This is a genomic window from Pseudomonas entomophila (assembly GCF_029478665.1).
Classification (GTDB): Bacteria; Pseudomonadota; Gammaproteobacteria; order Pseudomonadales; family Pseudomonadaceae; genus Aquipseudomonas; species Aquipseudomonas entomophila_F.
Window position 1 is genome coordinate 1 of the sequence record NZ_JARPQB010000059.1, and the last position, 22,623, is coordinate 22,623.

Here is a 22,623-nt window from a genome sequence, read left to right on the forward strand (position 1 = left end):
GCGGCAGGGCGTCCGCGGCGGTGGGTTTCTCCGCGCAGGCGACGAGCAGGATGAAGCTGGTGGCAGCGATCAGCTGGCGCGGTTGCCAGCGTAGAGTGAGACGAGAGGGCATGCACAGATCCAGAATTGCAGGTCAGGTGCCGACCATACCATGCCTGTGCCTTTCATGCGCTTTCAGGCCGCCATAAAGCAAGAAGCCTCCCAATCTCTCGATTGGAAGGCTTCGCGGCGGTAGCTGCCTTTGCCCTTGTTCGGTTGTTCCTGTCGGCAGCGGAACAGCGGTTGGGCGATGATCGACTTGGCCTTGTTGGGGCCGTGCTTCTTCGGTTTCTTGCTCATGGTGGGTTCCCGGTCGGGGGTGGATTTCGCGGCGGACTTTAAGCCTTTGGCCGGATGGGGGCCAATTGATTGTGTTTATGGATTGAACGCTGTTCGCCGGCAAAGCCGGCTCCTACAGGTATGGCGGGCGCGGTCTCTGTAGGAGCGGCTTCAGCCGCGATGCAGACGACGCGGTATGTGGCACCCGCTTTGCGGGTGATCGCGGCTGAAGCCGCTCCTACTCGGACGGGAGTGTCAGGCGCTGCCCTGCCATCAGCAGCGACAGCCGGGTCAGGCCGGTCCAGGGCGAACCTTCGGCCTGCCCCTTGATCTGCGCATCGATGCGCTGGGCATCCTGCAGCAGCATGGCCCAGCGCTGCGCCGAAAGACGCTGCAGGGCCTTGCTCACCAGTGGGCGACGCTTGTCCCACACGGGGGGCCGGGCCTGGCTGAAGGCTTTGTCCAGCGGTACCCCCTGGCTGAATTGCAGGGCCAGCCCTGCCAGCAAGCGCAACTCACGGGCCAGGGCCCAGAGTATGACTGGCGGCTCGACACCTTCGCCGCGCAAGCCCTCGAGCATGCGCAAGGCATGGGCCGCTTCACCGTTGAGAATGGCATCGACCAGCCCGAAGACATCGAAGCGGGCGCTGTCGGCGACCGCGGCCTGGACGGTCTCGACGGTGATCTGGTTGCCTTCGGCGAGCAGCTTGAGCTTCTCGATTTCCTGGGCGGCGGCCAGCAGGTTGCCTTCCACCCGCGCGGCGATCAGGTCGACCGCATCACGCTGGGCCGACAGGCCGGCCTGTGACAGGCGCTGGTTGATCCACTGCGGCAACTGTTGTGTGTCCACCGGCCAGATCTGCACGAACTGGCAGTGTTCACCCTCGATCAGTGCCTTGCCCCATTTGGTTTTCTGCGCGCTGCCGTCGAGCTTTGGCAGGCTGATCAGCAACAGCGTGTCCTCGGCAGGCCTGGCGCAGTATTCCATTAGCGCGGCGGCGCCTTTGTCGCCCGGCTTGCCGGAGGGCAGGCGCAGTTCCAGCAGGCGACGCTGGGCGAACAACGACAGGCTGGCACCGGCCTGGAGCAGGTTGCCCCAGTCGAAGTTGGCGTCGGCGCTGAACACCTGGCGTTCATCGAAGCCCTGCTGGCGTGCGGCGCCGCGGATGGCATCGGCGGCTTCCTGGCACAGCAGCGGGTCGTCACCGCTGACGATATAGACGGGTGCCAGCTGGCCTTGCAGGTGCTTGTTGAGTTGGGCGGGGGACAGTTTCATAGAGAAAGGCGGGGTGCCTCAGGCACCCCGTTCCGGCTTACTTGGCCGGGACTTCCAGCGGCGATTGCTGGGGCGTCTCGTCCTGGATGCGTTGCGCTTCCTGCAGCGCGCGTGCTTCGGCCTGGGCGCGTTCGTCGGCCTTGCGCTGCAGGTCGTCGAGGCGAGCTGGCGTCAGCTGTTGCAGGCGTACCATCATGCCTTGCACCAGGTCACGGCGAATCTCGTTGCGAACCTGGGTGGCTTCCTGGCCGGAGCCGGTGATGTTGTTGCCGTCGTACACGTAGTACTTCTGCACTTGCAGTTTGTCTTCCAGCAGAACGCTATCGTTCTGGCCTTCGATTGCATAGTTGAGCACGGTGGTCAGCTCGTACTCCGCCGAACGGGAACCGCCGGTGTAGGTTGCCGCGCGCTGGGTTTCCTGCTCGTTGGTGAGCACGAGCTTGTAGGGCGCGCCGCTGTAGACCTTCACGCCGCTGTTCTGCAGCGTGGTGCGCAGTTGCTTGACCGTGTCGCCATAGGCGTTACGGGCGCTGAGGTCCAGTTCCTTGATGGTCAGTTCGGTGGTGCCAGTGCCGCGCAGCTGGAAACCGCAGGCGCTCAGCAGTACAGCGAGGCCCATTACCAGCAGATTGCGTTTGATCATGTTGTAGCTCCCTCGTGGGCCGAATACGCCCACCCGTGCGGGTGGGCGTTGCCATCAATTGGCGACGATGTTGACCAGCTTGCCCGGTACCACGATGACCTTGCGGATGGTCAGGCCGTCGGTGAAACGCAGGACGTTCTCGTTGTTGCGGGCGGCGGCTTCGATCTCTTCACGGCTGGCGGCGGCAGGCATTTCCACCTGGCCACGCAGTTTGCCGTTGACCTGCACCACCAGCGTCACGGTGTCCTGCACCAGGGCGCTTTCGTCGACCGTCGGCCAGGTCGCGTCGATCACCGCCTGCGCATGGCCCAATTGCTTCCACAGTTCGTGGGAGATGTGCGGGGTGATCGGTGCCAGCAGCAGGGTGACGGCCTCGAGGCCTTCCTGCAGCAGGGCGCGATCCTGGGCGGTGGCCTGCGGGGCCTTCTCCAGCACGTTCATCACGGTCATCACCTGGGCGATGGCGGTGTTGAACTTGTGGAACTGGCCCACGTCGCTGCTGGCTTGCTTGATCGCGGCGTGGATGGCGCGGCGGATGACTTTCTGCTCGTCGCTCAGGGCGGCGATGTCCAGCTGGCCCGGCAGGCCCTGTGCCACATGGGCCTGGGCCAGGCGCCAGACGCGGCGCAGGAAGCGGCTGGCACCCTCGACGCCGGAGTCGGACCATTCCAGGCTCATGTCGGGCGGCGAGGCGAACATCATGAACAGGCGGCAGGTGTCGGCGCCGTACTGCTCGATCATCGATTGCGGATCGACGCCGTTGTTCTTCGATTTCGACATCTTCTCGGTGCCGCCGATTTCCACCGGCAGGCCGTCGGTCTTCAGGCGTGCGCCAATGATCTTGGCTTTCGCATCGCGCTCGATCTCGACGTCGGCCGGGTTGAACCAGTCCTTGCCGCCGTTGCTGGCGACACGGTAGTACGTTTCGGCGACGACCATGCCTTGGGTGAGCAGGTTCTTGAACGGCTCGTTCGAGGTTACCAGGCCTTCGTCACGCATCAGCTTGTGGAAGAAGCGCGCGTACAGCAGGTGCAGGATGGCGTGCTCGATACCGCCGATGTACTGGTCCACCGGCAGCCAGTGGTTGGCGGCTTTGGGGTCGACCAGGCCCTTGTCGTAGTTGGGCGAGGCGTAGCGGGCGAAGTACCAGGACGACTCGACGAAGGTGTCCATGGTGTCGGTTTCGCGCTTGGCCGCAGTGCCGCATTTCGGGCAGGCGCACTCATAGAACTCGGGCATGCGCGCCAGCGGCGAACCGGCGCCGTCCGGCACCACGTTCTCCGGCAGCGTCACCGGCAGTTGGTCTTCTGGCACTGGCACGTCGCCGCAGGACGGGCAGTGGATGATCGGGATCGGGCAACCCCAGTAGCGCTGGCGGCTGATGCCCCAATCGCGCAGACGGAACTGGGTGCGCGACTTGCCGAGATCCTTGCGGATCAGCGCGGCTTCGATGGCGTCGAAGGCGCCCTGGAAGTCCAGGCCGTCGAACTCGCCCGAGTTGATCAGCTGGCCGTGCTCGCCGTAGGCGGCCAGCCATTCGCTGCCGACGTCGTCACCGGCGCTGGTGCGCACCACGGCCTTGACCGGCAGGTTGTACTTGTGGGCGAACTCGAAGTCACGCTCGTCGTGGGCCGGCACGGCCATCACCGCGCCGTCGCCGTAGTGCATCAGCACATAGTTGGCGACCCATACCGGCAGTTTCTCGCCAGTCAGCGGGTGCTCGACGAACAGGGAAGTGGCCATGCCCTTCTTCTCCTGCGTGGCCATGTCGGCCTCGGCAACGCTGCCGCTCTTGCACTCGTCGATGAACGCCTGCAACGCAGCATTGCCCTGGGCGGCCTGGGTGGCCAGCGGGTGTTCGGCGGCGACGGCCACGTAGGTGGCGCCCATCAGCGTGTCCGGACGGGTGGTGAAGACCTTCAGGGTGCCTTCATGGCCGATGCTGGCCTGGTCGTACGGGAACTGCACTTCCATGCCGCGCGACTTGCCGATCCAGTTGCGCTGCATCGTCTTGACCTGCTCGGGCCAGCCCGGCAGCTCGTCGAGGCTTTCCAGCAGCTCGTCGGCGTAGTCGGTGATGCGGAAGTAGTACATCGGGATCTCGCGCTTCTCGATCAGCGCGCCCGAACGCCAGCCACGACCGTCGATGACCTGCTCGTTGGCCAGTACGGTCTGGTCGGCCGGGTCCCAGTTGACAGTGCCGTTCTTGCGGTAGATGACGCCTTTTTCGAACAGGCGAGTGAACAGCCACTGTTCCCAGCGGTAGTAGTCCGGCTTGCAGGTGGTGACTTCACGCGACCAGTCGATGGCCAGGCCCAGGCTCTTGAGCTGGGTCTTCATGTAGTCGATGTTCTCGTAGGTCCACTTGGCCGGGGCGACGTTGTTCTTCATCGCGGCGTTTTCCGCCGGCATGCCGAAGGCGTCCCAACCCATCGGTTGCAGGACATTCTTGCCGAGCATGCGCTGGTAGCGGGCAATCACGTCGCCGATGGTGTAGTTGCGCACGTGGCCCATGTGTAGCTTGCCGCTCGGGTACGGGAACATCGATAGGCAGTAGTAAGTCTCTTTGCCTGGCTGTTCGGTAACAGCGAACGATTGTTGCTCGTCCCAGGCATTCTGGGCGGCGGCTTCTACATCACGGGGTGTGTATTGTTCGTGCATGGCTACTTTGTATTGAGAGATAAGAGACATGTTCCAGGCAGCGCGACCTCGCTGCGTCCGGCACTCCGGTGTCGTAATAGAGTGAACGCCGTAGCATACATGAGCGCCGCGCGTCGTGGGAAACCCAGTTTGCATCGCACGCCGCGCGGGCCGTTGGTCGTGACGGACGGCTGCTTTTGCCAGCGACGCTAAGCTCTTTTGTGGGGGGAGAAATTCTTACCTTCAATGAGGTGAACGGATGGGAGAGTCGCAACTACCTGCAAACAAACCGGAGCTGTACGAGCGCCTGATCGACCGCCTGGGCCTGGCACTGGAAATCGCCAGGACATCGGTACGGTTGCGCGATGAGATGCCCGCCGAACTGGAACTGCGTGGTCTGAGCCACGCCGAGTTCGAGGTGATCAAGGCCTACCTGGAATCCCTCCCGGAAGGCCGTCATGCCAGCGCCGGTGCGTACACGCAGCCGGAACCATCCACGGCCAGGATCATCTGGCTCAAGGATAGAAAGCGTTCCACCGCTCCAGCCAGATCCAGGACGCTGCCGTCCCGATAGCCGTTCAGGGTTGCAGGCGCAGGGCAACGCGCCGGTTCTTCGATACACACGCTCCGATCGGTGCCGGTCGCCCTTGAGGCCCGGCGCCGATCCTCTTAGGCTGCATGCCTTCCATGGAGGTATGTCATGCCGATTCGCTTTTTCGTCAAACAATGGTTGATGCCCCCGGGCCTGCTCCTGCTCCTGCTGCTGGCCGCCTGGTGGTGGCGACGGCGACGTCCGCGCCTGGCCGCCTTCTGTTTCACTGTTGGATTGGGTGGGCTGTGGCTGATGAGCATGCCGCTGGTGGTGGAGCAGGTGGCACGGGTGTTGGAGACCGAGCCGGCCCTTGAGGTTGGCAGCTGGAAAAACCTGGCGACGCAGGCAGATGCCATCGTGGTCCTTGGCGCCGGGCGTGAGCGGGGTGATCCGGCCTGGGGCGGTTCGGACCAGCCGACCTATGTCGCCCTGGAGCGCATGCGCTTTGCCGCCCAGTTGGCCAAGGCTTCCGGGTTGCCAGTGGTGACCAGTGGCGGCTTGCACTATGGCACGCCGCCCAGTGAGGCACAGTTGATGGCTGATCGCCTGGAGGCTGATTTCGGGGTGAAGGTCGCCTGGAAGGAAGAGGCCAGCCGTACCACCTGGGAGAATGCCGACTTCACGGCGAAGCTGCTGCAGCCGTTGGGTATTCGCCGTGTGGTGGTCGTGACCCAGGCCTGGCATATGCAGCGCTCGCGCTGGAGCTTCGAGCGAGCCGGGTTCGAGGTGGTGCCAGCACCGATGGGCTTCCTCGGCCAGGAGCATGCGCGGCCATTTGGCGGATTGCTGCCGGAAGGGCGGGCAATGTGGCAGAGCGGGCAGCTGCTGAACGAGGCGGTGGGGTTGCTGGGGTATCGGTTGTTCTATTGATGCCTGGCGTACCCGATTCCTGTAGGAGCGGCTTTAGCCGCGATGCAGGCGACACGGTGCCTGCTACCCGCTTTGCGGGTGATCGCGGCTAAAGCCGCTCCTACAGGGGGCATTGCTGGTCAGACGGTCTTGGCGATTCGCCCCGCGAGCAGCGCCCAGCCCAGCAGCAATGCACAGACGATCGCCAGCGGCCACGAGCGCCATTGCAGGTAAGGCGTGAGTTGCTGCATCGGCACCACTTCGCCATACAACACCGCCCGCTGGAACTGCGGCACTTGCGCGGTGATCCGGCCAAACGGGTCGATCAACGCGGTCACGCCGTTGTTGGTGGCGCGGATCATCCAGCGACCGGCCTCCAGCGCTCGCATCTGGGCCATCTGCAGGTGTTGCAGCGGGCCGATCGAGGTGCCGAACCAGGTGTCGTTGCTGATGGTCAGCAGCAGGTCGCTGCGCGCCGCCAGGCTGGCGGCGAACTCCGGGTAGACCACTTCGTAGCAGATGTACGGCGCGATCTGGTAACCCTTGGCCTGAAGCAGTGGCTGGTCCTCGGGGCCGCGGGCGAAGTCCGACATCGGCAAGTTGAAGAATTCGATCAGCCCGCGCAGCATGTCCTGCAACGGCACGTACTCGCCAAACGGCACCAGCTTCTGCTTGAGGTAGGTGCCGTCGCCCTCGCCGGTCACGGTGATGCCGTTGAAATAGCGGCGCTGGTGGCGCACTTCCTGGCGCACCGGTACACCGGTGATCAGCGCCGAATGCCGGTCGGCGGCAAAGCCGCCCATCATGTCGATGTAGCCCTGGGCCTGGTCCTTGAGCACGGGGACCGCGGTTTCCGGCCACACCAGCAGGTCGACGGGTTTCGAGCTGAAGCTCATGTCGCGGTATAGCGCCAGTTGTGCATTGACGTGGGCCGGGTCCCACTTCAGGTCCTGTTCCACATTGCCCTGCAGGGCGGCGACTTTCAGCGGGTCACCCGCCGGCTTGGTCCAGGCGTGGTCCTTGAGGGCCAGGCCGATGATCCAGGGCGCCACCAGCAACAGCACGCCCACGGCCAGGAACGAACGGCGTTCGCGCAGGCGATGGAGGTTGCATAGCAGGGCGGCGGTCAGCGCCAGGGCAAAGGAGATCAGCCAGACACCGCCCAGCGGGGCGAGGCCGGCCAGTGGGCCGTCGAGCTGGCTGTAGCCGGCATAGAGCCAAGGGAAACCGGTGAGGAACCAGCCGCGGAAGGCCTCCTGCAACAGCCACAGGGCGGCGAAGCACAGGGCATCGGCCAGTGGTGCTTCGTCGCGACGCAGCCAGCGTGCCCAAAGCCAGGCGGGCAGGGCGAAGAAGAACGCCAGGCAGGCGAAGAACGCCACCAGCAGGGCAATCGCCAACAGCGGCGAGGCGCCGCCGTAGGTGTTCATGCTGACGTAGATCCACCAGGTGCCGGCGCCGTACAGGCCGAAGCCGAAACACCAGCCACGGCCCAGAGCCTGGCGCGGGCTCAGCTCGCGCAGGCCGGCAAAGAACAGCGCCAGGGACAGCAGGGCCAGCGGCCAGATGTCGAAGGGCGCCAGGGCCAGGAGGGTGGAGGCGCCGGCCGCCAGGGCCAGCAGGTTACCGGGCCAGCCGGGGCGGGTGATCCAGCGCATGTCGTTCCTTAGCGGGTGATCGGTGTCAGGCGCAGCAAGTGTATCCGGCGACTGTCGGCATTGAGAACACGGAAGCGGTAGCTGCCGATCTCGGTGGTTTCGTTACGCTTGGGCAGGTGGCCGAAGGCACTCATGACCAGGCCACCGACGGTGTCGAACTCGTCATCGGAGAATGCGCTGTCGAAGAATGCGTTGAAGTTCTCGATGGGTGTGAGCGCCTTGATCAGGAAGTCGCCGCTGGGCAACGGCTTGATGTAGCTGTCTTCCTCGACATCGTGTTCGTCCTCGATGTCGCCGACGATCTGTTCGAGCACGTCCTCGATGGTCACCAGGCCCGCCACCCCGCCGTATTCGTCGATGACGATGGCCATGTGGTTATGGTTGGCGCGGAACTCGCGCAGCAGCACGTTCAGGCGCTTCGACTCGGGCACGAAGGTGGCCGGGCGCAGCAGGTCCTTGATGTTGAAGCTGTCACCGTTCTCTTTGAGGATGAGTGGCAGCAGGTCCTTGGCGAGCAGGATGCCCAGCACATCGTCGTGGCTCTCGCCGATCACCGGGTAACGCGAGTGCGCGGCGTCGATCACCGCCGGCAGGAACTCGCGTGGCGACTGGCTGGCCTTGATGCTGATCATCTGCGAGCGCGGCACCATGATGTCGCGCACCTGCAGGTCGGCGACCTGGATGGCACCCTCGACGATGGTCAGCGCTTCGCTGTCGAGCAGCTTGTTCTGATGGGCTTCACGCAGCAGCTCGAGGAGCTCCTGGCGGTTTTTCGGCTCATGGGCAAAAGCCTGGGTCAGTTTACCCAGCCAGGACTTTTGCCCGTTGCTCGATCGATCTTCGCTCATGGCGGTTACTCGTGATCCTTGCAGTGTTCAGTGTGTGATTGAGTCGGTTTCGTCGTCGGCGTAGGGGTCCGGGTGACCCAGTTCCGCCAGCAATTCTCGTTCCAGCGCTTCCATTTCCTCGGCCTCATCGTCTTCGATGTGGTCGTAGCCGAGCAGGTGCAGGCAACCATGGATGACCAGGTGCGCCCAATGCGCTTCGAGCGATTTGCCCTGTTCCCGGGCTTCGCGCTCGACCACCGGCACGCAGATCACCAGGTCGCCCAGCAGTGGGATGTCGAGCAGGTCGTCGGGAACGTCGGCGGGGAAGGACAGCACGTTCGTTGCGTAGTCCTTGTGCCGGTAAGTGTGGTTCAGCTCGCGGCCTTCAATCTCGTCGACCAGGCGGATGGTCATCTCCGAGTCGGCTGTGCGCTGGCGCAGGGCCAGCTCGCACCAGCGGCGGAAGGCGGCGTCATCGGGGGCAGCGGCGTCCGTGGCCCGTTGCAGGTCGAGTTCAAGCATCTTTGCCGGTTGCCTCGGGCTTCAACTGACGGGCTTCGAAGCGGTCGTAGGCTTCGACGATACGCTGCACCAGCGGGTGGCGTACCACGTCCTTGGGCTGGAAATGGGTGAAGCTGATGCCCGGCACGTCCTTGAGCACCTCGATCACGTGGGCCAGGCCCGACTTGGTGCCACGGGGCAGGTCGACCTGGGTGATGTCGCCGGTGATCACCGCGGTGGAGCCGAAGCCGATGCGGGTGAGGAACATCTTCATCTGCTCGAGGGTAGTGTTCTGGCTTTCGTCGAGGATGATGAAGCTGTTGTTGAGCGTGCGGCCGCGCATGTACGCCAATGGCGCGATCTCGATCACCTGGCGCTCGATCAGCTTGGCCACGTGTTCGAAGCCAAGCATCTCGTAGAGCGCGTCATAGAGCGGGCGCAGATACGGGTCGATCTTCTGCGCCAGGTCGCCGGGCAGGAAGCCGAGCTTCTCGCCGGCCTCGACCGCCGGGCGCACCAGCAGGATGCGCCGCACCTGTTCGCGCTCCAGGGCGTCGACGGCGCAGGCGACAGCCAGATACGTCTTGCCGGTACCGGCCGGGCCGATGCCGAAGTTGATGTCGTTGGCCAGGATTTCCTTGACGTAGCGCTGCTGGTTGAGCCCGCGCGGGCGAATGTTACCCTTGCGCGTGCGCAGCGAGACGCTGACTTCGTTGACGGCCGGATTATCGATGTGCTCGACGGCCGATTCCTGGAGGTAAAGATGGACGGTTTCCGGCGACAGGTCGCTGGCCTTGGTTTCTCGGTAGAGACGGCGCAGTAGCTGTTCGGCTGCGGAAGTGGTCTTGGGTTCGCCGATCAGTTCGAATTGATTGCCGCGGTTGCGGATCTCGATGGCCAGGCGTTGTTCGATCAGGCGCAAGTGCTCGTCGAACTGGCCGCACAGGTTGGCGAAACGATGGGCCTCGAAAGGTTCGAGGATGAAACGATGGGGTTGTATGGGTGCGTTCAAGGTCGTTTCTAGCCGCTCGACGGCGATGGATGTGAACTCAAGAATAACCCTTGAATGGCAGTGGCGAAAGCACTGAAACGATCAAGGGGTGTGGTCCTGCGCGGGCACCTTCGCATTCAAGCCTGCTACCGCCGCCCTTTGTAGGGGCGGCTTTAGCCGCGATGCAGGCGCCGCAGTGTCTGGCACCCGCTTCGCGGGTGATCGCGGCTGAAGCCGCTTCTACAGAGGCCGCGCCAGGTCAACGGGGCCTTGCGTCGCAAAGCGGCCGATGATCCGCCTGCAATGGATTGTGGCAGTGGAAGTTGACGATACGGTGAAGACGAGGGCTCAGGGCAAGGGCGAAAAGGGCGTGCGCCCTTCGGCGTTCTGCAATTCGAGCAGGTATTTACGGAAGATCTGGCCGAGCACCTGGGTGGCGTGCTCGAGTTCGTCGCGGGGCATCTGCTCGGTGACTTCGTCGGCCATGTCCAGGGCGTCCTCCGCCCCGTTGACCGCAGCCATTTTCAGCAGGATGTAGGCCTGCACGTTGTTGGCCTTGACGCCTTCGCCATGGAAGAACATCGAGCCTAGACGGTATTGCGCCTGGGCCTGGCCCTGCAACGAGGCCTTCTCGAACCATTTGAGGGCGAAGTCGAGGTGGCGTGGCGTGCCACTGTAGTAGAACTCGCCCAGTTCGTACTGCGCCTCGGCATCCCCGGATTCCGCCGTCCGCTCGCAGGCCTTCAGGGCGCTCTCCAGCTCTTCGGGCGCTGTATTGAGGGTGCAGCGGCCCGTCGCCGGAATCAGCAACGAGTTACCGCCCTCCGCCAGGGCCAGCAGGGGCTGAAGTAGCAACAGGCAGCCCAAGGTCAGGGCGCGGCCGGTGCGGTTCATGGGGATCGACTTACCTCTGCAAAGCTGCGGCCAATATCTCTGGTGGCACATTATGGGATAAGCAGCGCCAACCTTACAAAGATTTACTCGAATTTCTGCCTCATGGAAGGAGGGGCAGCTTCGGCGTGGCTGTGTGAACGGGGTCACACATAGAGGGTTGTTCGCCGGCAAGCCGGCTCCTACGGTCGCTGCAGGAGCCGGCTTGCCGGCGAACAGGGCCAGGTCACTTGAGCTTGGCGAAGGCGCGCTCGGCTGCATCCAGGGTGATCTGCAGCTCCTTGTCGCCATGGGCGATGGAGGTGAAGCCGGCCTCGAAGGCGCTCGGGGCCAGGTATACGCCACCTTCGAGCATCAGGTGGAAGAAACGCTTGAAGCGCTCCGCGTCGCTGGCCATCACGTCGTCGAAGGTGACGATGTCGTCGGCACCGCTGAAGTACAGGCCGAACATGGCGCCTGCCTGTGTGGTGACGAACGGTACGCCTGCGGCATCGGCGCGTTGCTGCAGGCCATCGAGCATGCGGCTGGTGAAGGCCGTCAGTTCGTCGTGGAAGCCGGGGCGGCTGATCAACTTGAGGGTGGTCAGGCCGGCGGCCATGGCCAGCGGGTTGCCCGACAGGGTGCCGGCCTGGTAGACCGGACCCAGCGGGGCGATGCAGCCCATGATCTCGCGCTTGCCACCGAAGCAGCCGACCGGCATGCCGCCACCGACGATCTTGCCGAAGGTCGACAGGTCAGGGGTGATGCCGTAATAGCCCTGGGCACCGCCCAGCGACACGCGGAAACCGGTCATCACTTCGTCGAAGATCAGCACCACGCCATGCTTGTCGCACTGCTCGCGCAGGCCTTCGAGGAAGCCAGGTGCCGGAGGCACGCAGTTCATGTTGCCGGCCACTGGCTCGACGATGATGCAGGCCACGGTCTGGCCGACTTCGGCGAGGGTCTTCTCGACTGCGGCGATGTCGTTGAACGGCAGTGTCAAGGTGTGCTTGGCGAAGTCCGCCGGCACGCCGGCCGAGCTCGGTACGCCTTGAGTCAGCAGGCCGGAACCGGCCTTGACCAGCAGGCTGTCGGAGTGGCCGTGGTAGCAGCCCTCGAACTTGATGATCGCGTCGCGGCCGGTGTAGCCACGGGCCAGGCGGATGGCGCTCATGGTCGCTTCGGTGCCGGAGCTGACCATGCGCACCATTTCCATCGACGGCACGATCGAGCAGACCAGGTCGGCCATTTCGGTTTCCATGGCGGTCGGCGCGCCGTACGACAGGCCGTGTTCCAGCTGCCGACGCACGGCGTCCAGCACGTCCGGGTGGCCGTGGCCGAGGATCATCGGGCCCCAGGAGCCGACGTAGTCGACGTAGCGCTTGTCATCCTCGTCGATGACGTAGGCGCCTTCGGCGTGCTTGAAGAACAGCGGGGTGCCGCCGACGCTCTTGAAGGCGCGCACGGGTGAGTTGACGCCGCCGGGGATGTGCTTCTGGGCTTCTTTGAACAGGGCTTCGGAACGGGACATGGGATCTTCTCTCGAAATCAGGAGGCGAACAGGGCGTTGAAGGCGCGGGCGCGGCGGGTGACTTCCTGCGCGCTGTCGGCACCGAACAGGCCGTGGATCACCGCCAGCAGGTCGGCGCCATGGGCGACCAGCGGGGCGGCGTTGTCGAGGGTGATGCCGCCGATCACCGCGATCGGCAGTTTCACGCGGGCCCGGGCCTGCTCCAGCAGTTCGAGGCTGGCGGCCGGGGCGCCCGGCTTGGTGACGGAATTGAAGAAGCGGCCGAAGGCGACGTAGCTGGCGCCTTCGCTGGCCGCTTGCTGCGCCAGCTCGAGGCTGGCGTGGCAGGTGGAGCCGATGATCGCTTGGCGGCCGAGCAGGGCGCGGGCCGGCGTCAGTGGGCCGTCGGTCTGGCCCAGGTGCACGCCGACACCCAGGCGCGCGGCCAGTTCGGCGTCATCATTGATGATCAGTTGCGTGCCGTAGCGCTCGCACAGTTTCAGCAGCGACTCGGCCTCGCGCAGGCGGCGGGCCGCGTCGTCGCTCTTGTCGCGGTACTGCAGCAGGCAGACGCCGCCTTCGAGCGCCGCCTCGACGTGGCTGAGGAAACGGCCGGCGAGCAGCTGGCTGTCGGTGATGGCATACAGACCGCGGAGCGTCATCGGGTGGCCTCGTGTCAGGAGCAGAAATCCAGGGGCAGGCGGCGCGGCACGTACTGGCCCTTGCCCAGTTGCTCGGCGTCACGCAGGGTGCGCCAGGTGTAGTCCAGGGCACTGCGCACGGCGCTTTCCAGCTGTTCGCCGAGGGCCAGGCGGCCGGCCAGGGCGCTGGCCAGGGTGCAGCCCGAGCCGTGGTAGCTGCCCGGCAGGCGCTGGCAGGTCCAGGTGTGTGGCTGGCCGTCGCGGCTGTACAGGCGGTTGTGAATTTCGTCCTCGTCGCCGTGACCGCCGGTGATCAGCAGGTGTCTACAGTACGGCAGCAGTTTTGCGGCGCATTCGTCCGCCGTGCCTTCCGGCAGTTCCGCGAGGATGCGCGCTTCCGGCAGGTTGGGCGTGGCGATGGTGGCCAGGGGCAGCAGGCGTTCGCGCAGGGCGTAGCCGACCTCGTCCTTGCCCAGGCGACCGCCACCGCCGGCGCGCAGCACCGGGTCGCAGACCAGCGGCAGGTGCGGGTGCGCGGCCAGCAGTTCGGCGATGGTATCGACCATCTCGATCGAACCGAGCATGCCCAGCTTGACCGCGGCCACCGTGGAGTCGGCCAGCACGGCGTTGGCCTGGGCCAGCACCCACTCGCGGTCGAGCACGCGGAAGTCGGAAACGTTGACGGTATCCTGCACGGTCAGGGCGGTCACGGCAGGCGCGGCGTGACAGCCTTGGGCGAGCAGGGCTTCGATATCTGCCTGCAGGCCGGCGCCACCACTGGGGTCGTGGCCGGACAGACAGAGGACAACGGGGCGGGAGCTGTAGGTATTCATGGTCGGCGAGCTTATCACCAAACCTTTTTGCGCGGATCGGTCGCTTCGCAAGATTTGCTGATCAAGTGGTCAGGATGCATTTGTGATGGTCTCTGAAAGATGCATGCTAGAGCTTCTGCATGCAAATTCGCAGTGGCCTCTGGCCATGCCGGAAAGCTATGCTAGAGTGCTCGGATAACTCGATAAACGGGTTCTGCCGGATCACGTCGTCTCAAAGGGAAAGGGGGCAACCGCGACGCGACTGGACAGGCCATGCTGGGGCTGTATGCGCTATTTGCTGATTGTGCTTCTGGGCTGCTTGCCCTTGCTCGCCGGAGCGGTCGAATTCGACGGCAGCACCGGTCGTCTGCCGCTGGGCCGTTCCATGCTGGTCTACGAGGACCACGACGGCAACGCCACGATTGCCCAGGTCAGCGCTCCCGCTTTTGCCAGCCACTTCGTGCAGCATCAGGACGAGGTGTTGAATGCCGGTTATTCGACCTCGGTATTCTGGTTGCGCATCGACCTCGACTATGCCGCCCCGCCCTCCGCCGCGCCGCGCCAGTGGCTGCTGGAGCTGGCCTATCCGCCCCTGGATCATCTCGAACTCTACCTGCCGGATGAGCAAGGGGGCTATCACCTGGCCCAGCGCACCGGTGATGCCCTGCCTTACGCCAGCCGCCAGGTCCGCCAGAACAACTACCTGTTCGAACTGCCCATGCGCCCCGGTCAGTCGACCACCGCCTACCTGCGCCTGCACAGCCAGGGCTCGATCCAGGCGCCGCTGACTCTCTGGTCGGCCGAAGCCTACCTGGAAGACCAGCCCGCCCGTCTGTACGTGCTGGGGATGATCTACGGCGTGCTGCTGGTGATGTTGGTCTACAACCTGTTCATCTACCTCAGCGTACGCGATGTCAGCTACCTCTATTACATCCTGTACATCGCCTCGTTCGGCCTTTATCAGGTGTCGGTCAATGGCGCCGGTATTGCCTATTTCTGGCCGGACAGCCCCTGGTGGGCCAATGCCGCGACCCCGTTCTTCATTGGTGCCGCCGGTCTGTTCGGTTGCCAGTTCGCCCGTCATTTCCTGCAACTGGGACGCTTGAGCCGAGGTTTCGATCGCCTGCTGATAGCACTGATGGCCGGCGGCGGCCTGGTCATGGTGCTGGCGCTGGCCCTGCGCTACGGCGTGGCGTTGCGCATGGCCACGCTGCTGGCGCTGCTGTTCACCGTGAGCATTTTCAGCGCCGGGCTGTATGCCTGGTGGCGTGGGCTGCGGGTGGCGCGCTGGTTCATCATCGCCTGGACCGCCTTCCTGCTGGGTGGGCTGGTCAACACCCTGATGGTGCTGGGCTACCTGCCGAACCTGTTCATCACCATGTACGCCAGCCAGTTGGGCTCGGCGCTGGAGGTGGCGCTGCTGTCGCTGGCCCTGGCCGACCGTATCAACAGCCTGCGCGAGCAACAGGCCCAGACCCTGCGCGAGACTGGCCGCACCCTGGAGCAGATGAATCTGCAACTGGCCCGCAGCAATCGGCTCAAGGATGAGTTCCTGGCCACCGTGACCCACGAGTTGCGCACGCCGATGAACGGCGTTATCGGCTCGCTCGAGCTGCTGCACACCCTGCCCATGAGCGCGGAGCAGGCCCAGTACCATCGCACCGCCACCGGCTCCGCCCAGGACATGATGGCGATGGTCGACGACATTCTTATCCTCACCGAGCTGCAGGCCGGCCACCTGCGCAACCAGCATGGGCCGTTCAGCCTGCGGCGGCTGATGCAGGAGCTGCGCGCGGGTTACGCCAGCCAGGCCCTGGCCAAAGGCCTTTACCTGAGCCTCGATGTACCTGCCGACCTGCCCGACAGCCTGGTGGGCGATGCGCAGAAGCTTGCTCGCTGCGTAGCCTGCCTGGTGGACAACGGCCTGAAATTCACCCATCAGGGGGGCGTTACCGTGCAGGTGCGAGGCCGCCGTACCGGGCCGGAAAGCCTGGCCTTGAGCATTACCATCAGCGACAGCGGCATCGGTTTCGACGACCTGGACCAGGCGGTGCTGTATCAGCGGTTCGCTCAGGTGGACGGGTCGATGACCCGGCGCTACGGCGGGCTGGGGGTGGGCCTTTCGATCTGCCGACAGTTGGGCGAGCTGATCGATGCCAAGTTGTCCCATGAGTCCACGCCGGGGTTGGGCAGCCGTTTCGAATTGAGCCTGACGCTGGCAGTGGCGCAGGTGCAACTGCCACCTGCTCGAGCGGCCTCTAGCCTGAGCCGCTTCTGAAGGCAACCGTTCGCCGGCCCGCCGGCGAAGCGCCCCCCAAAGAGTCCGTTTTGTCACTTTGACTCAACGGGCAGTGGTGCTTCACTGGGGCTGTCAGGCACGACCGGAACCAGGAGGCCCCGATGAACCTTCACCAGTTCGCTGAAACCCACGAAGTCACCAACCAGCCGCCCTCGCTGGACGGCGCCAATCTCTACCGCCTCGACCTGCCGCTCCAGGAGTGGTCGCGGCGTTTCGGCGCCGGCTGGGCGGAGCCGCGCATCGACGCCTACGGTGCCCTGGCGGGTGGCCCGCTGATGGCCGCGGGTTTTCTCGCCAATGCCCACAAGCCTGAGTTCAGCAGCCACGACCGCTATGGTCACCGCGTCGACTTGGTTGAGTTCCATCCCGCCTACCACGAACTGATGCGTACGGCTGTCGAGCATGGCCTGCCGTCCCTGCCCTGGGCCGAGCCGCGCACAGGCGCCCACGTGGCGCGCGCCTCGATGACCTACCTGCACAGCCAGGCCGAGGCCGGCACCGGCTGCCCGCTGACCATGACCTTCGCCGCCGTGCCGGCACTGCGCTTGCAGCCGGAGCTGGCCGGGTACTGGCTGCCGAAGATCCTTGCCCGGGAGTATGACCCCCGCAATATCGGCGACCGGCACAAGGCCGGTGTCACTCTTGGCATGGCCATGACCGAGAAACAGGGTGGCACCGATGTGCGCGCCAACACCACCCGCGCCTACCCGGTGGGCGCGCCGGGTCCGGGCCAGCCTTACGAACTAGTGGGGCACAAGTGGTTCTGTTCCGCACCGATGTGCGACGCCTTCCTGACCTTGGCCCAGACCGACAAAGGCCTGAGCTGCTTCCTGCTGCCGCGTCACCGCCCCGACGACCAGCGCAACCAGTTCTATATCCAACGCTTGAAGAACAAGCTCGGCAATTGCTCCAACGCCTCCAGCGAAGTGGAATTCCGTGGTGCCTTGGCGTGGATGGTGGGCGAAGAGGGCCGGGGCGTGCCGACCATCATCGAGATGGTGGCCATGACTCGCTTCGACTGCATGGTCGGCTCCAGTGCGCTGATGCGCCAGGCCCTGACCCAGGCGGCGCATCACTGCGCGTATCGCAAGGTCGGTGGCCGCGTGCTCAACGAGCAACCGTTGATGCAGAACGTGCTCGCCGACCTGGCGTTGGAGAGCGAGGCCGCGCTGGCCCTGAGCCTGCGCATGGGCCAGGCGCTGGACCAGTTGGATGATCCGCAGCAGGCCCATTTCTCTCGGCTGGTGACGGCGGTGGGCAAGTACTGGATCTGCAAGCGGGCGCCGGGAATGATCAATGAAGCCGCCGAGTGCCTGGGTGGTGCCGGTTATGTCGAGGACAGCATCCTGCCGCGGCTGTACCGCGAGGCGCCGGTCAACTCCACCTGGGAGGGATCGGGCAACGTGCAGTGCCTGGACGTGCTGCGTGCCTTGTCCAAGGAGCCGGGCGTGCTCGACGCGTTGTTCAGCGAACTGGGGGATGGCCATGGCGACGCGCGGCTGGCGGCGTTCATCGGCAACCTGAAAGGCGCCTTCGCCGACACCGGCGATAGCCAATACCGCGCACGCCAGCTGACCGAGGACATCGCCCTGGCATTGCAGGCCAAGCTGCTGCTCGAGGCGGGAAATGCAACAGTCAGCGACGCGTTCATCGGTAGTCGGTTGGGGGGCAGTGGACGGGCCTATGGTGCCTTGCCGCGAGGCGTGGACACCGCGGCGTTGGTGGCGCGCGCGACACCGGTATGGGCAGGTGCATAGATCCCCTGCAGGAGCCGGCTTTGCCGGCGAAGGGGCCAGTATGGCCAACACGGCACAGTGGTTACCCCAGGGACCAAGCCAGCCCTGCATGGCCGACATCCGGGGGTGTATTTGCCCGTGAACGCAGGCAAGATGACTGGCATGCATGTCCATAAGACAGGAAGCCCAGCGTGAGCCAAGCGTTTGCAGTCGTTGCTACCCCCGAACAGGCCGTCGACCGTCTGGCGGCCTTGCATGAACAGGCCACCGGGGCCCTGAGCCAGGCCCTCAAGCGCTACCTCAAGGACCGCACCGAGCCGACCGAGGCCGAGCGCGCGCTGTTCCGCTACCCGGCCCTGCGCCTCACCTACCACAGCCTGGGCGAAGTCGCCGCCACCACCCGCGCCTACGCCAAGGTCCAGGTGGCCGGCACCTACAGCGTCACCGTCACCCAACCAGCAGCCTTCCGCAGCTACCTGCTGGAGCAACTGCGCCCGTTGATGCACGACTACACCGTGAGCGTGGAAGTGGGTGTCAGCGAACAGAACATCCCGTACCCCTACGTGGTCGACCAGGGCGACGAACTGGCCGGCAGCGGTATCACCGCCGCGCAATTGGCGCGGGTGTTCCCCAGCACCGACTTGTCGGCGGCCACCGACAACATCGCCGACGGCCTGTACGACTGGGAAAGCGCCGAGACACTGCCGCTGGCGCTGTTCGACGCGGCCCGCGTGGACTTCTCCCTGCGCCGCCTGGTGCACTACACCGGCAGTGACTGGCGGCACATGCAGCCGTGGATCCTGCTCACCAACTACCACCGCTATGTCGACCAGTTCATCGGCCATGGCCTGGAGCAGCTGCGCGAGGACCCGCGCTTCGTACGCATGGTGTTGCCGGGCAACGTGATCATCGACAAAGGCATGGACCACGGCGAGGCCCAGGCGCTGGTCGCCAGCGTGGTCTGGCACCGCTACCAGATGCCGGCCTACCACCTGATCGCCGCCGATGGCGATGGCATCACCCTGGTCAACATCGGTGTCGGCCCTTCCAACGCCAAGAACATCACCGACCATTTGGCCGTGCTGCGCCCGCATTGCTGGCTGATGATCGGCCACTGTGGCGGCCTGCGCCAGTCGCAGACCATCGGCGACTATGTGCTGGCCCACGCCTACATGCGCCGTGACGGCATCCTCGACCGCGTGGTGCCGCCAAACATCCCGATCCCGGCCCTGGCAGAAGTGCAACTGGCCCTGCAGGAGGCGGCGGCGCAGGTCACCGGCGAGCGTGGCGACCAGTTGAAGAAGCGCCTGCGCACCGGCACCGTGCTCACCTACGACGACCGCAACTGGGAGCTGCGCTGGGCCCAGGAGCGGCCGCTGATCAACCTGTCCCGCGCCGTGGCCGTGGACATGGAGAGCGGCACCATCGCCGCCCAGGGCTATCGCCTGCGTGTGCCATATGGCACCTTGCTGTGCGTGTCCGACAAGCCGCTGCACAGCGAGATCAAGCTGCCGGGTTCGGCCAACGCGTTCTACAACCGCGCGGTCAGCCAGCACCTGAAGATCGGTATCGCCGCCCTGGACCTGCTGCGCACCGAGCTCAACTCGCTGCACTCGCGTAAACTGCGCAGCTTCGATGAGCCGCCGTTCCGCTGAGGATCCATGTCCCTGCCACCCCGCAACAAACCGCGCCGTCCGACGGCGCGGCCTTCCGGCCCGCGTCGCCAGCCCAAGGCGCCACCAGCCGAGCCTCGTCTGATTCTGTTCAACAAACCGTTCGATGTGCTGACGCAGTTCAGTGACGGCGAGGGGCGTGCCACGCTCAAGGACTACATCGATATCCCCGGCATCTACCCGGCCGGGCGTCTGGACCGCGACAGCGAAGGGCTGTTGCTGTTGACCAACGATGGCCGTCTGCAGGCGCGCATCGCCGACCCCAAGCACAAGTTGGCCAAAACCTACTGGGTGCAGGTCGAAGGTGAACCGAGCCAAGAGCAACTGCAACGTCTGCGCGAGGGGGTCGAGCTCAACGACGGGCCGACGCTCCCGGCCGAGGCGCGTTTGCTCGAGGAACCCGAACTGTGGCCGCGCAATCCACCGGTACGCTTTCGCAAGAGCGTACCGACGGCCTGGTTGGAACTGGTGATTCGTGAGGGGCGAAACCGCCAGGTGCGGCGGATGACGGCGGCGGTGGGGTTGCCGACCTTGCGCCTGGTGCGGGTGCGCATCGGCGATTGGTCGATCGAGGGGCTGGAGCAGGGGTGCTGGCGCGAAGTGGCTGCAAAGCTCTGACATCCGAGCTATGCGCGTACTCTGTAGGAGCGGCCTTGTGCCGCGAAAGGGCCGCATAGCGGCCCCAACAATTTCCGCCTTGGCGCTCAGACCTGGGGCTGCCTTGCAGCCCTTTCGCGGCACAAGGCCGCTCCTACAAGGGGGAGCGGGGGTTGCAAGGGCTCTAGACGCCTTCGAGGAACCCCACCACCACGCTCTTGATGATGAATGCGAGCACCCCCAGGCCGAGTACGAAGAACAGGATCAGGGTGCCGAAGCGCCCCGCCTTGGATTTCTTCGCCAGGTCCCAGACGATGAAGCCCATGAAAGCGATCAACACGGTGACCAGGACAATCATCATCCACTCTTCGAATACGGCGGGATCCATCAGTTCACTCCAGGCAGGCTGAGCAGCCGATCATACGCCCTGCGCCGGGGGATTCAACGCAGATGGGTCAAGGGCAGCTCGGTGCTGGCCAGCACCTGGTTGAGCACGAAGCTCGAGCGCACGCTGGTCACGCCTTCGATGCGGGTCAGGCTACCCAGCAGCAGTTTCTGGTAGTGATCCATGTCCGGCACCACCACCTTGAGCTGGTAGTCGGCGTCCATCCCGGTGACCAGGCTGCATTCGAGCACCTGGGGCAGGCTGCGGATTGCCGCCTCGAAGGTCTCGAAGCGCTCGGGAGTGTGGCGGTCCATGCCGATCAGCACATAGGCGGTCAGGCTCAACCCAAGCTTCTTGCGGTCCAGCAGCGCCACCTGGCGCGAGATGTAGCCGTCGTCCTCGAGTTGCTTGACCCGACGCGAGCAAGGGGAGGGGGACAGGCCGATGCGCTCGGCCAGCTCCTGGTTGGAGATGCGCGCGTCACGCTGCAATTCGGCGAGGATGCTCAGGTCGTAGCGGTCGAGCTTGCTCATGGAAAAGGCCTTTTCTGTTCAGATTGCGGCGAATTATCAATCCAGGGTGAAAAATTGCGCAAGTGCTATTTATCAGAGCAATCTTCGCAATCCCCTGCCGCACCATCCGGCCTATCTTTATCACCAGAATCACTGCCCGGACATCAGTCCACGGCGACGCGCCCCAGACGGGCGGTCGCGGCCGGCCATCCAACAGGATCCGCCAGGCCCCCGGGCTACGCACTGTCCAGAAGACGGCGCGAGGTGAGCCGGTGCCACAAGCGCCGAGCACGGACGACAATTCCCGAAGGGAGGCCGCAAGGCCTCCCTTTTTTATGTCCGCGATTTCATCTGTATGGCCAGGCGCCACGGTAAACTGCGCAGCATGCAGTCATCCCGAGCGAGAGGAACAACATGAGGTCGCGCATCTGGCAGTTGGCAGGTGTTGGTTTGCTGGGCATGGGCTTGAGCCTGAGCGCCTTGGCCCAAGGGCCGGAGGACCCCAATGGCGGGCGCGGCTCGCCGCTCAATTCCCGTGATGAAGTGCGTCAGACCCAGCCGCCGCGCCAGGGTTACTACCAGGACATCCCGCGTCGCCATGGTGACGACCGCTACTACGGGCAACGGCCGGGCGGTGACTGGGCCGGCCGCCCGGACGGCCATGGCAATGGTTGGGGCCCGGGACCGCAGTATCATCCCGGCCATAGCGTCGATCGCTTCCCGGACCGTTACTGGAAAGTGCCGTATCGTGGGCAGGATTACTTCTATTCCGGTGGCTATTGGTATCGCCCCCATGGCGGCGGTTATGTGGTGGTCAGGCCGCCCTACGGCGTGAGAGTCGGCTACCTGCCGCCCTACGCCCGTGAAGTGTGGCTGGGGGGCGCGTTGTTCTTCCTGGTGGCTGACACCTATTACCAGTACCAGGCCGACAGTCGAGAGTATGTGGTGGTCAATCCACCCACCGCCGTGCCGGCGCCAGCGCCTGTCCAGCAGCCGTACAACAGTTATGACGTGATCGCCTATCCAGCTTATGGGCAGGGGCCGGAGCAGCAGGAGCAGGATCGCTACGAGTGTCACCGCTGGGCGGTCAGCCAGACAGGCTTCGACCCTGCCACAGCGACCTACGCGCCACCAGCCAACGTGGCCGACAACTACCGGCGGGCGCTGGGCGCCTGCCTGAGTGGACGGGGCTATAGCATCAACTGACCCCTGTAGGAGCGGCTTTAGCCGCGATGCAGAAACTGCGGTGCCTGGCACCGGCCTTGCCAGTGTTCGCCAGCAAGGCTGGCTCCT

21 protein-coding genes are annotated in these 22,623 nt (G+C 64.8%); 7 read left to right on the forward strand and 14 right to left on the reverse strand.

The genetic code is table 11. The annotated features are described in order from the left end of the window. Window positions 1-174 precede the first annotated feature (174 nt). The 4 genes from arfA to leuS all read right to left on the reverse strand — a co-directional run bounded on the left by arfA (window position 175) and on the right by leuS (window position 4,898). The gene (gene arfA, locus P5705_RS23305; RefSeq protein WP_011535834.1) at window positions 175-339 is read right to left on the reverse strand and encodes an alternative ribosome rescue factor ArfA; all 165 of its coding nucleotides are present in this window, start codon (window positions 337-339) and stop codon (window positions 175-177) included. A 217-nt stretch (window positions 340-556) separates the two neighbouring features. Continuing rightward, the gene (gene holA / locus P5705_RS23310; protein ID WP_277463236.1) at window positions 557-1,594 is read right to left on the reverse strand and encodes a DNA polymerase III subunit delta; all 1,038 of its coding nucleotides are present in this window, start codon (window positions 1,592-1,594) and stop codon (window positions 557-559) included. 37 nt (window positions 1,595-1,631) lie between these two features. Continuing rightward, on the reverse strand, window positions 1,632-2,237 hold the full coding sequence (gene lptE / locus P5705_RS23315) for an LPS assembly lipoprotein LptE (RefSeq protein WP_213658435.1): 606 nt from the start codon (window positions 2,235-2,237) through the stop codon (window positions 1,632-1,634). 54 nt (window positions 2,238-2,291) lie between these two features. Beyond that, a complete protein-coding gene (leuS, locus tag P5705_RS23320; protein ID WP_277463237.1) occupies window positions 2,292-4,898 on the reverse strand; it encodes a leucine--tRNA ligase in 2,607 nt (868 codons plus the stop codon). Between the two features lie 238 nt (window positions 4,899-5,136). On the opposite strand from leuS, the gene P5705_RS23325 reads away from it, so the two are divergent. Both P5705_RS23325 and P5705_RS23330 read left to right on the forward strand, forming a co-directional pair. Further along, window positions 5,137-5,451 carry a hypothetical protein gene (locus tag P5705_RS23325; protein ID WP_277463238.1) on the forward strand — a complete coding sequence of 105 codons (315 nt, stop codon included), beginning with the start codon at window positions 5,137-5,139 and terminating at the stop codon, window positions 5,449-5,451. 126 nt (window positions 5,452-5,577) lie between these two features. Further along, window positions 5,578-6,339 (forward strand): YdcF family protein, encoded by a 762-nt coding sequence (locus P5705_RS23330; RefSeq protein ID WP_277463239.1) that lies wholly within the window; start codon window positions 5,578-5,580, stop codon window positions 6,337-6,339. A gap of 119 nt (window positions 6,340-6,458) precedes the next feature. Here the strand turns inward: P5705_RS23330 and lnt are convergent, their stop codons facing one another. The 8 genes from lnt to P5705_RS23370 form a co-directional block, all read right to left on the reverse strand. Beyond that, window positions 6,459-7,976, reverse strand: coding sequence for an apolipoprotein N-acyltransferase (gene lnt / locus P5705_RS23335; RefSeq protein WP_277463242.1), 1,518 nt, complete (start codon window positions 7,974-7,976; stop codon window positions 6,459-6,461). Between the two features lie 8 nt (window positions 7,977-7,984). Continuing rightward, window positions 7,985-8,824 (reverse strand): HlyC/CorC family transporter, encoded by an 840-nt coding sequence (locus P5705_RS23340; RefSeq protein ID WP_240064857.1) that lies wholly within the window; start codon window positions 8,822-8,824, stop codon window positions 7,985-7,987. 27 nt (window positions 8,825-8,851) lie between these two features. Further along, on the reverse strand, window positions 8,852-9,325 hold the full coding sequence (gene ybeY, locus P5705_RS23345; protein ID WP_277463244.1) for an rRNA maturation RNase YbeY: 474 nt from the start codon (window positions 9,323-9,325) through the stop codon (window positions 8,852-8,854). Next, window positions 9,318-10,316, reverse strand: a complete 999-nt coding sequence (locus tag P5705_RS23350; protein ID WP_277463246.1) for a PhoH family protein — start codon at window positions 10,314-10,316, stop codon at window positions 9,318-9,320. The genes ybeY and P5705_RS23350 overlap by 8 nt, the downstream gene beginning before the upstream one ends. A gap of 327 nt (window positions 10,317-10,643) precedes the next feature. Beyond that, window positions 10,644-11,189 (reverse strand): tetratricopeptide repeat protein, encoded by a 546-nt coding sequence (locus tag P5705_RS23355; protein ID WP_011535824.1) that lies wholly within the window; start codon window positions 11,187-11,189, stop codon window positions 10,644-10,646. 223 nt (window positions 11,190-11,412) lie between these two features. Beyond that, entirely contained in the window at window positions 11,413-12,696 is a 1,284-nt protein-coding gene (hemL, locus tag P5705_RS23360) for a glutamate-1-semialdehyde 2,1-aminomutase (protein ID WP_277463247.1), read from the reverse strand. 17 nt (window positions 12,697-12,713) lie between these two features. After that, window positions 12,714-13,337, reverse strand: a complete 624-nt coding sequence (thiE, locus tag P5705_RS23365; RefSeq protein WP_277463248.1) for a thiamine phosphate synthase — start codon at window positions 13,335-13,337, stop codon at window positions 12,714-12,716. Window positions 13,338-13,351: 14 nt separating this feature from the next. Then, entirely contained in the window at window positions 13,352-14,149 is a 798-nt protein-coding gene (locus P5705_RS23370; protein WP_277463249.1) for a hydroxymethylpyrimidine/phosphomethylpyrimidine kinase, read from the reverse strand. Between the two features lie 265 nt (window positions 14,150-14,414). On the opposite strand from P5705_RS23370, the gene P5705_RS23375 reads away from it, so the two are divergent. The 4 genes from P5705_RS23375 to P5705_RS23390 all read left to right on the forward strand — a co-directional run bounded on the left by P5705_RS23375 (window position 14,415) and on the right by P5705_RS23390 (window position 20,454). Then, on the forward strand, window positions 14,415-16,406 hold the full coding sequence (locus P5705_RS23375) for a sensor histidine kinase (protein WP_277463250.1): 1,992 nt from the start codon (window positions 14,415-14,417) through the stop codon (window positions 16,404-16,406). A 122-nt stretch (window positions 16,407-16,528) separates the two neighbouring features. After that, window positions 16,529-18,184: an acyl-CoA dehydrogenase family protein gene (locus P5705_RS23380; protein ID WP_277463252.1), complete on the forward strand. Its 1,656-nt coding sequence runs from the start codon at window positions 16,529-16,531 to the stop codon at window positions 18,182-18,184. Window positions 18,185-18,354: 170 nt separating this feature from the next. After that, window positions 18,355-19,818, forward strand: a complete 1,464-nt coding sequence (gene amn, locus P5705_RS23385; RefSeq protein ID WP_277463253.1) for an AMP nucleosidase — start codon at window positions 18,355-18,357, stop codon at window positions 19,816-19,818. Window positions 19,819-19,824: 6 nt separating this feature from the next. Beyond that, complete coding sequence (locus P5705_RS23390; protein WP_277463254.1) at window positions 19,825-20,454, forward strand: pseudouridine synthase; 630 nt, start codon at window positions 19,825-19,827, stop codon at window positions 20,452-20,454. A 163-nt stretch (window positions 20,455-20,617) separates the two neighbouring features. On the opposite strand, the gene P5705_RS23395 is transcribed toward P5705_RS23390, so the two are convergent. Both P5705_RS23395 and P5705_RS23400 read right to left on the reverse strand, forming a co-directional pair. Next, entirely contained in the window at window positions 20,618-20,821 is a 204-nt protein-coding gene (locus P5705_RS23395) for a DUF2788 domain-containing protein (protein ID WP_011535816.1), read from the reverse strand. 53 nt (window positions 20,822-20,874) lie between these two features. Then, window positions 20,875-21,351, reverse strand: coding sequence for an Lrp/AsnC family transcriptional regulator (locus tag P5705_RS23400; protein ID WP_011535815.1), 477 nt, complete (start codon window positions 21,349-21,351; stop codon window positions 20,875-20,877). Window positions 21,352-21,744: 393 nt separating this feature from the next. Here P5705_RS23400 and P5705_RS23405 point away from each other — a divergent pair, with 393 nt between their 5' ends. Continuing rightward, a complete protein-coding gene (locus P5705_RS23405) occupies window positions 21,745-22,536 on the forward strand; it encodes a DUF6515 family protein (protein WP_277463255.1) in 792 nt (263 codons plus the stop codon). The last annotated feature ends 87 nt before the right edge of the window (window positions 22,537-22,623 follow it).